Raw genomic sequence first — 12,201 nt, 5'->3', positions numbered from 1 at the left:
CGGCGAGCCACAGGACCGCAGGCCGCGGCCTCAGTACGTGAGGCCGTGGCCCAGCGGGTACCGGCCCGGCACGGGCACCGGGAGCCGCCCGGCGGGGCGGACCGTACCGGCCAGCACCCGGGCGGCGGCGCGCAGTTCCACATCGGTCCACGAGTACGTCGCCAGGCTCGCCGCGCACTCGGGCAGCCGCGCGGCGTCGTACGGATTGCGGACCGCCAGCGCCACCACCGGGACCCCGGTGGCGATCAGGTCCGTCACCAGCGTCCGCTGCGGACTCTCGCCCTCCGGGACGTTGTACGTGCACACCAGGAGCGCGTCGTGGCCGGGCGCGGCGCCCCGCGCCCGCTCCGCCGGAACGGCCGTGGCGACGAACCCCAGCGCGGTCAGCTCGCGGGCCAGGACGGCCGTCGGCGGGCCCGTGGTGCCGCTCGGCGAGGCCGGGTCGGTGCCGGTGACCAGCAGCCGGGGGCGTTCCGCCGGGTCGAGCGGGAGCAGGCCCCGGGGATTGGCCAGCAGGGTGGTCGTACGGGCGGCGACCGCGTCGGCGGCGGCCAGGTGCCCGGGCGTGCCGACGGCGGCCGCGACCCGCTCCGGCGAGGTGTACGGGTCCTCGAACAGGCCCCGCCGCGCCTTGAGTTCCAGGATCCGCAGCACCGACTCCCCGATCCGCTCCTCGGTCAGCTCCCCGCTGCGCACCGCCGCCAGCACGCTGCGCTGCGCCAGGGCCAGGTCCGGCGGGTTGAGCAGCTGGTCGCAGCCTGCCTTCAGGGCCAGCACCGGCACCCGGTCGTCCCCGTACTTCTGCCGTACGCCGGCCATGTCGAGGGCGTCGGTGACCACCACCCCGCGGAAGCCCAGGCGTTCGCGCAGCACTCCGGTGATGACCGGGCGGGAGAGCGTGGCCGGGTCCCCGGACGGGTCCAGCGAGGGCACCACGATGTGCGCGGTCATGATCACGTCGACGCCCGCCGCCACGGCCGACCGGAACGGGGGCTCGTCCAGCCGCTCCCACTCCGCCCGGGTGTGGTCCATCACCGGCAGGCCCACGTGGCTGTCGGTGGCGGTGTCCCCGTGACCCGGGAAGTGCTTGGCGGTGGCGGCGATCCCGGCTCCCTGGTAGCCGTGCACCTGGGCGGCGACCAGCCCGGCCACCGCCCGCGGGTCCGAGCCGAAGGACCGGACGCCGATGACCGGGTTGGCCGGGTCGGTGTTCACGTCGGCCACCGGGGCGTAGTCCTGCCGGATACCGAGGGCGGCCAGTTCGGTGCCGGCGATCCGCGCGGCCCGGCGCGCGGCGGAGACGGAACCGCCCGCGCCGAGGGCCATCGCACCCGGCAGCAGGGTGGCGGGGCGGCCGATCCGGGCGATGATCCCGTGCTCCTGGTCGACGGAGATCAGCAGCGGGATACGCGCGGGGGCGGCGAGTGCGGCGCGCTGCAGGCCGTCGGACAGCTCGGCGATCTGCGGCGGGGTCCGGGTGTTGTGCGCCCAGGCGAAGTAGATGATCCCGCCCAGATGGTGGCGGGCGACCAGCTCGGCGGCGGTGCGCACCCCGAACTGCGCCAGGTTGGCCTCGGCGTCGGCGGGGTCCGGGGCGGTCGCGGAGTGGCCGTAGGCCCGGCTGACGAACAGCTGGCCCACCTTCTCGGCCGGGGTCATCCCGTCCAGGAGCCGGCGCAGCGCGGCACTGTCGGGGCGCGGGCCGGGGGGCGCGCCGGGGGCGGTGCCGGGGTTCCGGGCATCGGTCCCGTGGCCGGCGTGCGCGTACGGGACCGGGGAGGCGTCGCCGGTCCGGGCGGCGGAGGCGCCGGCCGCGGCACCGGCGGCCAGGGCGGCGGCAGCGGTCAGCAGGCGGCGGCGGGACGCGTGGTACGGAACGTGGGGCGGCACCCGGGCACGCTACTGCGCAGGGCCCGCCCGGACCCGGCCCCACGCGCGCGGGTCCCCCGTAAGCGCTAGGGAGCGTCGGGCGCGTCCGGGCGGTCCGTGGCGTCGCCCACTCCCGGCGGGGGCCAGTGGGCCCGCAGGGTGCGGACCGTCTCGGTGATCGCGGGGCGGCGCGCGGCCCCGGTCCGCCAGAGCGCGTACAGCCTGCGGACGGGGGCGGGATCGAGGGGGACGGCGACCGCGCCGGGCGGCAGCGGGCCGGTGCCGAGCCGCGGGATCACGGCCACCCCGAGCCCGGCGGCGACCAGGGCGACCAGGGTGTGGTTCTCCTCCGCCACATGCACGACCTCCGGTTCGCAGCCGGCGTCGCGCAGGGTGCGGACGAGCCAGTCGTGGCAGACCATGCCGGGCGGCTGGCAGACCCACCGCTGGCCGCCGAGGTCCTCCCGGCGCACGAGCGGCCGCCGGGCGAACGGATGCCCCGCGGGCACGATCAGGTCGCACCGCTCGTCCCCGATACGGGCCTGGTCCACCCCCTCGGGGGCGGGCAGCGGGGCGACGTCCCAGTCGTGCGCCACGGCCAGGTCGGTGACGCCCCGGGCCACCAGGTCCACGGACAGGTGCGGGTCCACCTCGGTCAGCCGGACGTCCAGCGCGGGGTGACGGTGGGCCAGCTCGGCGAGCACCCCCGGCAGCAGCCCGCGGGCGGCGGAGGCGAACGCGGCCACCGTCAGCAGGCCGCTCGGCAGCCCGCGGCGCTCCTCCAGGGTGGTCTCCGCCCGTTCCACGATGGCCAGCAACTCCTGTGCCGTCGCGGCCAGGTGGCGGGCCTCCTCGGTGAGCGCCACGCCCCGGCCGCGCCGCTCCAGCAGGGTGGTGCGGGTCTCCCGCTCCAGCTTGGCGATCTGCTGGGAGACGGCGGACGGGGTGTAGCCGAGGGCGGCCGCGGCGGCGGCCACCGAACCGTGGACGGAGACGGCGTGCAGCGCGCGCAGGCGGGCCAGATCCAGCATGCGCCCATCGTAGGGGCGCGGGCGGCCATACGTAAGCGTTGCTACATCCGACCCGGAAGAGATCCGCGCTGGTGCTACATGGTCGCCGCGTCGATGCTCGGAGCATGCGTCCCGTACACACCGCACTCGCCGTCCTCGTCGCCGCCGTCTGGGGATTCAACTTCGTCGTCATCGAGATCGGCCTCGGCCACTTCCCGCCGCTGCTGCTGTCCGCGCTCCGCTTCCTGGTCGCCGCGCTGCCGGCGGTGTTCTTCGTCGGACGGCCCAAGGTCGCCTGGAGGTGGGTGCTGGGGGTGGGGCTGGCCCTGGGCGTGGCCAAGTTCGGGCTGCTGTTCACCGGGATGGACGCCGGGATGCCGGCCGGGCTGTCCTCCCTGGTGCTCCAGGTCCAGGCCGTGTTCACGGCGCTGTTCGCGGCGGTCGTACTGGGCGAACGGCCGGGCCGGGTACGGCTGCTCGGGATGACCGTCGCCCTGGCCGGCATCGTGGTGGCCGGGGTGGACGAGGGTGCCTCCGGGCCGGTGCTCGGCTTCCTGCTGGTCGTCGCGGCCGCGGTCTGCTGGGGCGTGTCCAACGTACTGACCCGCAAGGCCTCCCCGCCCGAGGCGATGAACTTCATGATCTGGGTGTGCACCGTGCCGGTGCTGCCCCTGCTGGTGCTCTCACTGCTGCTGGAGGGGCCGGAGCGGGACCTGGCCGCGCTGCGCGCCCTGGACTGGTCGGGGGTGGGCGTCATCGTGTACGTGGCCTGGATCTCGACGGTGTTGGGCTTCGGCGCCTGGGCGTACCTGCTGCGCCGGTACCCGGCCACCTCGGTGGCGCCGTTCTCGCTGCTGGTGCCGGTGTTCGGGATGTCCTCGGCGGCGCTCTTGCTGGGCGAGGGAGTGTCCGGGCTGCGCGGGGTCGCGGCGGTGCTGCTGGTCGGCGGGGTGGCGCTGACCTCGCTGGCGCCGGCCCGGCGGGCGACCGGTGCGGCGCCGGACGGCGGGGTCAGCGCGGGGAGTTCTCCCGCAGCGGCAGGCGCCAGTCCTGACCCGTCAGGTCCGCTCCGTACGAGCGGTGCGGCTTCTCCGAGACGAGCGTGAACCCGGCCCGCTGGTAGAGGGCGCGGGCGTCGGTGAGGACGTCGTTGGTCCACAGGACCAGTTCGCGGTAGCCGACCGACCGGGCGAAGGACACCACCGCGTCCACCAGCCTGGCGCCGATCCCGTGGCCCCGGCCCTCGGGGTCCACGAGCAGCAGTCGCAGCCGGGCGGTGCCGGGCGAGCCGTCCTCCCGTACGCACATCACCGAGCCGACCGGGCGGCCGTCGAGCTCGGCGATCCACACCCGCTCCAGATGGGGATCGTGGTCCTCGGCGAAGTCGGCGACGATCCGGGCGACCAGCCCCTCGAACTCCGTGTTCCAGCCGTACTCGGCGGCGTACAGCGCGCCGTGGCGCTGCACGATCCAGCCCAGGTCGCCCGGTTCGGGTTCCCGCAGCCGCACCCTCTCAGCCATGGCACCACTCTAGGGCGGCGCGGCCGGGGCCGGTCCCCCGACCGCGTCCATGGCCGAAACGCTCCGTCTGCATGGATTTGACGGCACCTTGAGTAACAGAAACATAACGCTGTGCAGTGCTGTGCAACCGTCCGGGCGGCGCGCGAGTCTCGTATGACGTCAGGGCTTCCGGGGGAGGATCCGGGGGGATCGGGAAGTCCTGCACGGGAGGGGTAACCGTGAGGGGGTCCGGCCGCTGAGGCCGGGCCCCCTTGGTGTTTCCCGCGGGGGGTGGCCCAGGGGTGGTCGTCCACAGGCCCGGCGCGATGTCCGCGGGTCACGGTAGCTTCGTGCCATGTCGAACATGGCGGTGGTCGAAGGGGTACTCGAGCGGATCACGTACGCCAACGAGGAGAGCGGCTACACGGTCGCGCGCGTCGACACGGGGCGCGGCGGCGGGGACCTCCTCACGGTGGTCGGGGCGCTGCTGGGGGCGCAGCCGGGCGAATCGCTGCGGATGGAGGGCCGCTGGGGTTCCCATCCGCAGTACGGCCGCCAGTTCACCGTGGAGAACTACCGCACGGTGCTGCCCGCGACCATCCAGGGCATACGCCGATACCTCGGCTCGGGTCTGATCAAGGGCATCGGCCCGAGGATCGCCGACCGCATCGTCGAGCACTTCGGCACGGACACCCTTGAGGTCATCGAGTCGGAGCCGAAGCGGCTGATCGAGGTGCCGGGCCTCGGCCCCAAGCGGACCGGGATGATCGGCGCCGCCTGGGAGGAACAGAAGGCCATCAAGGAGGTCATGGTCTTCCTCCAGGGTGTCGGCGTGTCCACCTCCATCGCCGTCCGGATCTACAAGAAGTACGGGGACGCCTCGATCTCCGTGGTGAAGAACCAGCCCTACCGGCTCGCCGCCGACGTCTGGGGCATCGGCTTCCTCACCGCCGACCGGATCGCCCAGGCGGTCGGCATCCCGCACGACAGCCCCGAGCGGGTCAAGGCCGGGCTGCAGTACGCGCTGTCCCAGTCCGCCGACCAGGGGCACTGCTTCCTGCCCGAGGAGCGGCTGATCGCGGACGGGGTCAAACTGCTGCAGGTGGACACGGGGCTGGTGATCGAGTGCCTGGCCGAGCTCGCCGAGGACCCGGAAGGGGTCGTGCGCGAGCAGGTACCGGATCCGGACGGCGGCCCGCCGCTCACCGCGGTCTACCTGGTGCCCTTCCACCGGGCGGAGCTTTCGCTGACCGGGCAGCTGCGCCGGCTGCTGCGCGCCGAGGAGGACCGGATGCCGGCCTTCCGGGACGTGGACTGGGACAAGGCGCTGGGCTGGCTCGCCGGGCGGACCGGGGCCGAGCTGGCTCCGGAGCAGCGGGACGCGGTGAAGCTGGCGCTGACCCGCCGGGTGGCCGTGCTCACGGGCGGGCCCGGCTGCGGCAAGTCCTTCACCGTGCGTTCGATCGTGGAGCTCGCCCGGGCCAAGAAGGCCAAGGTGGTGCTGGCGGCCCCGACCGGGAGGGCCGCGAAGCGGCTGTCGGAGCTCACCGGGGCGGAGGCCTCCACGGTGCACCGGCTGCTGGAGCTCAAGCCGGGCGGGGACGCGGCGTACGACCGGGAGCGGCCGCTCGACGCGGACCTGGTCGTCGTCGACGAGGCGTCGATGCTGGACCTGCTGCTGGCGAACAAGCTGGTCAAGGCGGTGGCGCCGGGTGCTCACCTGCTGCTCGTCGGAGACGTGGACCAGCTGCCCTCGGTGGGCGCCGGAGAGGTGCTGCGGGACCTGCTGGCCGAGGGCGGGCCGGTGCCCGCGGTACGGCTGACCCGGATCTTCCGGCAGGCCCAGCAGTCCGGAGTGGTGACCAACGCGCACCGGATCAACACCGGCCTGCCGCCGCTGACCGAGGGCCTGCCGGACTTCTTCCTGTTCGCCGAGGAGGACACCGAGGAAGCCGGACGGCTGACGGTGGACGTGGCCGCCCGGCGGATCCCGGCCCGGTTCGGGCTGGACCCGCGGCGGGACGTCCAGGTCCTCGCCCCGATGCACCGCGGCCCGGCCGGCGCGGGCACCCTCAACGGACTGCTCCAACAGGCGGTCACCCCGGCCCGGCCGGGGCTGCCCGAGAAGCGGTTCGGCGGGCGGGTCTTCCGCGTGGGTGACAAAGTCACCCAGATCAGGAACAACTATGAAAAGGGCGCCAATGGCGTCTTCAACGGCACCGTGGGCGTGGTCACCGGGATCGACCCGGAAGGCCAGAGCCTGACGGTCCGTACGGACGAGGACGAGGAGGTGGGGTACGACTTCGCGGAGCTCGACGAGCTGGCCCACGCCTATGCCGTCACCATCCACCGCTCCCAGGGGAGTGAATATCCCGCTGTGGTGATCCCGGTCACGACGGGTGCTTGGATGATGCTCCAGCGGAACTTGCTCTACACGGCGGTGACCAGGGCGAAGAAACTGGTCGTACTGGTCGGCTCACGGAAGGCGCTGGGCCAGGCGGTGCGTACCGTTTCCGCAGGCAGGAGGTACACGGCGGTCGCGTCGAGACTGTCCGGCCGCATACCGGTGGGAAACATCACCTAAATGATCGATCATTTGGGGTTACGGCACCGGCGCGGAGGGGGCAGGATAGGCGGGCTGACGGCACTCAGTGCCGTCAAATGCACCAAAGGCCGACCCCGAGTGCACTCTCCTGCGCCAAATGGGGGAAGGTAGAGGCAGTCAGGGCACCTCGAAGAAGAGGCACTACGTCGGTGAGGGATGACGTGAGCGACAACTCTGTAGTACTGCGGTACGCGGACGGTGAATACACCTACCCGGTGGTCGAGAGCACCGTCGGTGACAAGGGCTTCGACATTGCGAAGCTCCGGGCTCAGACCGGGCTGGTCACCCTGGACAGCGGCTACGGAAACACCGCCGCCTATAAATCCGCGATCACCTACCTCGACGGCGAGCAGGGCATCCTGCGGTACCGCGGCTACCCGATCGAGCAGCTGGCGGAGCGCTCGACCTTCATCGAGGTCGCCTACCTGCTGATCAACGGTGAGCTGCCGACCGTCGACCAGCTCGCGACGTTCCGCAACGAGATCACCCAGCACACGCTGCTGCACGAGGACGTCAAGCGCTTCTACGACGGCTTCCCGCGCGACGCCCACCCGATGGCGATGCTGTCCTCCGTGGTCAGCGCCCTGTCCACGTTCTACCAGGACAGCCACAACCCGTTCGACGACAACCAGCGCCACCTCTCGACGATCCGGCTGCTGGCCAAGCTGCCGACGATCGCCGCGTACGCGTACAAGAAGTCGGTCGGCCACCCGGTGGTCTACCCGCGCAACGACCTCGGCTACGTCGAGAACTTCCTGCGCATGACCTTCTCCGTGCCGGCCCAGGAGTACGAGCTCGACCCGGTCGTGGTCTCCGCGCTCGACAAGCTCCTCATCCTGCACGCGGACCACGAGCAGAACTGCTCGACCTCCACCGTCCGCCTGGTCGGCTCCTCGCAGGCGAACATGTTCGCCTCCATCTCCGCCGGCATCAGCGCCCTGTGGGGCCCGCTGCACGGTGGCGCCAACCAGTCCGTGCTGGAGATGCTCCAGGGCATCCAGGCCAACGGCGGCGACGTGGACTCCTTCATCAACAAGGTGAAGAACAAGGAGGACGGCGTCCGTCTGATGGGCTTCGGCCACCGCGTCTACAAGAGCTTCGACCCGCGGGCGAAGATCATCAAGGCGGCGGCGCACGACGTCCTCTCGGCGCTCGGCAAGTCCGACGAGCTGCTCGACATCGCGCTCAAGCTGGAGGAGCACGCGCTCTCCGACGAGTACTTCGTCTCGCGCAACCTCTACCCGAACGTGGACTTCTACACCGGTCTGATCTACCGGGCCATGGGCTTCCCGACCGAGATGTTCACCGTGCTGTTCGCGCTCGGCCGCCTTCCCGGCTGGATCGCCCAGTGGCACGAGATGATCAAGGAGCCGGGTTCCCGCATCGGCCGCCCGCGCCAGATCTACACCGGCGAGGTCCTGCGCGACTTCGTCCCGGTCGAGGCCCGCTGACCGCAGTCGCAGTCGCAGCCGCAGTCGCAGTCGCGGCGCGGCCGTGACGGCAGCCGCCGGAAGGCGGACGCAGGCAAGAGAAAGCGCCCCGCCGTCGATCCCCCCACGGGTCGTCGGACGGGGCGCTTTCGGTTCCCCGGTCGGATTCCCCCCACGGGACCCGAACCGGGGCGTTTTGGTGCCTGCCGGGACCCGTACGGGTCGGGAGGGCCGCTCAAAGCTCCCCGAGGGCACGTGCCCCGGCCTAGCCGATGCCGCAGACGTCCCCCAAGACCTCTGCGAACATCCCCCAAGATGTTCTTGGCATCGCCCCATTAGACCCGTGACCACCCCGAATGGTTACGTTGGGATCACTGTGATCTGCGTCTCCCGTGAAGGAAGTGTGTGTGAGCAGGGGAGGCGCGCTCAGCGGAACGAGCGTAGCCGCAGGCTGTTGGTCACCACGAACACCGAGGAAAAGGCCATGGCGGCCCCCGCGATCATCGGGTTGAGCAGTCCGGCGGCGGCCAGCGGCAGCGCGGCCACGTTGTAGCCGAAGGCCCAGAACAGGTTGCCCTTGATGGTGCCCAGGGTCCGGCGGGACAGCCGGATGGCGTCCGCGGCCACCCGCAGATCGCCGCGGACCAGGGTGAGGTCGGCGGCCTCGATCGCGGCATCGGTGCCGGTGCCCATGGCCAGGCCGAGGTCGGCCCGGGCGAGCGCGGCCGCGTCGTTGACCCCGTCGCCGACCATGGCGACCGTACGGCCCTCGGCCTGGAGCCGGCCGATCACCTCCGCCTTGTCCTGCGGGAGCACCTCGGCGATGACCTCGGTGATGCCGACCTCGGCGGCGACGGCCTGGGCGACGCGCGTGTTGTCGCCGGTGAGCAGCACCGGGGTGAGCCCCAGGCCGCGCAGCCGCAGGACCGCCTCGGCGCTGGTGGGCTTGACCGCGTCGGCCACTTCCAGGACCCCGCGGACGGCCCCGTCCCAGGCGGCGAGGACCGCCGTACGGCCGTCCCGTTCGGCTTCCGAGGCGGCCGCCGCGAGTTCCGGCGGGACGGTCAGCCCGCGTCCGGTCAGCAGCTTCTGACGGCCGATCAGTACGTCGTGGCCCTCGACGGCGCCCCGAACACCGAGGCCGGGCAGGCCGGTGAAGGCCTCGGGGGCGGGGAGGGTGCCCACGCGTTCGGCGGCCCCGGTGGCGATGGCCTGGGCGATGGGGTGCTCGGAGGCGTGTTCCAGGGCTCCCACCAGGCGCAGGAGTTCGACTTCCCCGGTGCCGTCGGCGGTGTGGACGGCGAGCAGGGTCATCCGGCCGGTGGTGACGGTGCCGGTCTTGTCCAGGACGACCGTGTCCACGGTGCGGGTGGATTCGAGGACTTCCGGGCCCTTGATGAGGATGCCGAGCTGTGCGCCGCGTCCGGTGCCGACCATGAGGGCCGTCGGTGTGGCCAGGCCGAGGGCGCAGGGGCAGGCGATGATCAGTACCGCCACGGCGGCCGTGAAGGCGGCGGCGGTGTCGTCGGTGGCCAGCAGCCAGCCGATCCAGGTGCCGAGCGCGAGCAGCAGCACGACGGGCACGAACACGGCCGAGATGCGGTCGGCGAGCCGCTGCACCCGGGCCTTGCCGCTCTGCGCCTCCTCGACCAGCCGTGCCATCCGGGCCAGTTGGGTGTCGGCGCCGACCCGGGTGGCCTCGACGACCAGTCGGCCGGAGGTGTTGACGGTGGCGCCGGTCACCGCGTCCCCGGCCGCCACCTCCACGGGGACGGACTCGCCGGTGAGCATGGAGGCGTCCACGGCGGAGGCGCCTTCGAGGACGGTCCCGTCCGTGGCGATCTTCTCGCCGGGGCGGACCGTGAAGCGGTCGCCGACGGCGAGCGCGGCCACGGGGATCCGCACCTCGCGGCCGTCGCGCAGGACCGCCACGTCCTTGGCACCGAGTTCCAGCAGGGCGTGCAGGGCGGCACCGGCCTTCCGCTTGGCCCGGGCCTCCAGGTAGCGGCCGAGCAGGATGAAGGCGATGACGCCCGCCGCGACCTCCAGGTAGATGGCGGAGGAGGCGTCGGTGCGGCCGGCGGTGAGGTCGAAGCCGTGGCGCATGCCGGTCATCCCGGCGTGGCCGAAGAACAGTGCCCACAGGGACCAGGTGAAGGCGGCGAGGGTGCCGATCGAGACCAGGGTGTCCATGGTGGCGGCGCCGTGCCGCGCGTTGCTCCAGGCGGCCCGGTGGAAGGGCAGGCCGCCCCAGACGACCACGGGGGCGGCCAGGGTGAGGGAGAGCCACTGCCAGTTGTCGAACTGCAGGGCCGGGACCATCGAGAGCAGGACGACGGGCGCGGCGAGCAGGGCGGAGACCTGCAGTCGCTGCCGCAGGGCGGCGAGCTCGGTGTCGGTCTCCGCGTCGGCGGCGGCCGGGACGCCGGGGGCCGGCGCGGGCGGCCCGGGGGCGGGCGGGGGCGGGGGCTCCTCGGCCGTGTAGCCGGTCTTCACCACGGTGGCGATCAGGTCGGCGACCCGCACCTCCGGGTGGTAGGTGACCTTCGCCTTCTCGGTGGCGTAGTTCACCGAGGCGGTGACGCCCTCCATCCGGTTGAGCTTCTTCTCGATGCGGGCCGCGCAGGAGGCGCAGGTCATCCCGCCGATGGTCAGCTCCACCTCAAGGGTGCTGCTCATGTCCGGCTCCAGGGGAAGGCCGGGCCGTACGGGACCGGTGTCGTCCGGCGGGACACGGCCCGGCAGGGTGTTGCTGGTGCTGCGGGGAGGCGGGCCGGGGTCTTTCGGTCGGGCCCCGTGCCCTGCCGCCCGTTCGTCCGTCCTATTCGGCGAGCTCGTAGCCGGCCTCGTCCACCGCGGCGCGTACGTCCTCCAGGGCGAGCGGCGCCTCGGAGACCACGGTCACCTCGCCGGTGGCGGCCACGGCCTTGACCGAGGTGACGCCGGGGAGCTCGGAGAGCTCGGTGGTCACCGCACCCTCGCAGTGGCCGCAGGTCATGCCGGTCACGCGGTAGACGGTGGTGGTCCGGGTGTCCGTCTCGGCGGTCATGTCGTTCTCCTCTTCGGGGGTGGCCGATGGTGCGGGGGCGGCCCGTGTGGTTCCACGGTCCTCCCGCCACTCCCCAGACTATACCCCTAGGGGGTATGAAGCCCGGTCTTTGCCGCCATGGGTTCCAGATAGCGCAGCAGCACCGTCTTCAGTTCGGCGGCGTACGCGGCGCGCTCCTCGCCCTCGGTGGCCAGGATCAGGTCCATCGAGGACTTGAAGATGCCGAGGATCATGTTGGTGGTGAGCCGGAGCTCGGCGGGGGTGGCCTCCGGGCAGAAGCTGCGCACGACGCCCTCGACGCGGGCCTGCATGCCGACGTGCAGGGCCTCGTGCTCCTGGGTGATGCCGGGCACTCCGGAGCCGTGCATCAGGGCCCAGAAGGCCGGGTTCTCGCACTGGAACTCGATGAGCGGGTCCAGGACGGCGTCGAGCAGCTCAGGCAGCGGCTTGTCCAGGTTCTCCGGCAGGAAGACCTGGCCGTGCATCTCGTTGGCCTGCTGGAGCAGCCGGCCGCCGAGCTCCACGGCGATGGCCTCCTTGTTCGGGAAGAACTGGTAGAGCGTGCCGGGCGAGACGCCCGCCTCGCGGGCGATCGAGTTGGTGCTCGCGGCCGCGTACCCGGACTTGCAGAACACGCCCGCGGCGGCCTCCAGGAGCTGGGCGATGCGCCGCTCCCCGCGAGCCTGACGGCGAGGCGTCGCGGTCTTCTCGACCGGTTTCGCCCGCATCTCCTCGGGC

Annotated in this window: 8 protein-coding genes and 1 pseudogene; 3 read left to right on the top strand and 6 right to left on the bottom strand. The window is 72.5% G+C overall.

Annotated elements, in window-relative coordinates; all coding sequences use genetic code 11:
- Window positions 1-30: 30 nt before the first annotated feature.
- Together AC067U_RS23415 and AC067U_RS23410 are read right to left on the bottom strand one after the other, a co-directional pair.
- Window positions 31-1,890: a glycoside hydrolase family 3 protein gene (locus tag AC067U_RS23415; protein WP_478831697.1), complete on the bottom strand. Its 1,860-nt coding sequence runs from the start codon at window positions 1,888-1,890 to the stop codon at window positions 31-33.
- 65 nt (window positions 1,891-1,955) lie between these two features.
- Window positions 1,956-2,900: a LysR substrate-binding domain-containing protein gene (locus AC067U_RS23410; protein WP_478831696.1), complete on the bottom strand. Its 945-nt coding sequence runs from the start codon at window positions 2,898-2,900 to the stop codon at window positions 1,956-1,958.
- Between the two features lie 104 nt (window positions 2,901-3,004).
- Here AC067U_RS23410 and AC067U_RS23405 point away from each other — a divergent pair, with 104 nt between their 5' ends.
- On the top strand, window positions 3,005-3,985 hold the full coding sequence (locus AC067U_RS23405) for an EamA family transporter (RefSeq protein WP_478831695.1): 981 nt from the start codon (window positions 3,005-3,007) through the stop codon (window positions 3,983-3,985).
- Here the strand turns inward: AC067U_RS23405 and AC067U_RS23400 are convergent.
- Window positions 3,891-4,394: pseudogene (locus AC067U_RS23400) on the bottom strand (GNAT family N-acetyltransferase); the annotation flags it as partial. The gene AC067U_RS23405 and the pseudogene AC067U_RS23400 sit on opposite strands and share 95 nt — an antisense overlap.
- Before the next feature lie 340 nt (window positions 4,395-4,734).
- Between AC067U_RS23400 and recD2 the strand changes: the two are divergent.
- Window positions 4,735-6,963 carry an SF1B family DNA helicase RecD2 gene (gene recD2 / locus AC067U_RS23395; protein WP_478831694.1) on the top strand — a complete coding sequence of 743 codons (2,229 nt, stop codon included), beginning with the start codon at window positions 4,735-4,737 and terminating at the stop codon, window positions 6,961-6,963.
- 182 nt (window positions 6,964-7,145) lie between these two features.
- Window positions 7,146-8,435: a citrate synthase gene (locus AC067U_RS23390; protein WP_478831693.1), complete on the top strand. Its 1,290-nt coding sequence runs from the start codon at window positions 7,146-7,148 to the stop codon at window positions 8,433-8,435.
- Window positions 8,436-8,840: 405 nt separating this feature from the next.
- On the opposite strand, the gene AC067U_RS23385 is transcribed toward AC067U_RS23390, so the two are convergent.
- The 3 genes from AC067U_RS23385 to AC067U_RS23375 form a co-directional block, all read right to left on the bottom strand.
- Complete coding sequence (locus tag AC067U_RS23385) at window positions 8,841-11,093, bottom strand: heavy metal translocating P-type ATPase (protein ID WP_478831692.1); 2,253 nt, start codon at window positions 11,091-11,093, stop codon at window positions 8,841-8,843.
- Between the two features lie 142 nt (window positions 11,094-11,235).
- Complete coding sequence (locus tag AC067U_RS23380; RefSeq protein WP_478831691.1) at window positions 11,236-11,463, bottom strand: heavy-metal-associated domain-containing protein; 228 nt, start codon at window positions 11,461-11,463, stop codon at window positions 11,236-11,238.
- 86 nt (window positions 11,464-11,549) lie between these two features.
- On the bottom strand, window positions 11,550-12,191 hold the full coding sequence (locus tag AC067U_RS23375; RefSeq protein WP_478831901.1) for a TetR/AcrR family transcriptional regulator: 642 nt from the start codon (window positions 12,189-12,191) through the stop codon (window positions 11,550-11,552).
- Window positions 12,192-12,201 lie beyond the last annotated feature (10 nt).

It is taken from the genome of Streptomyces sp. NPDC043853, from assembly GCF_056436025.1.
This window is presented reverse-complemented; position numbering and strand designations above follow the sequence as displayed.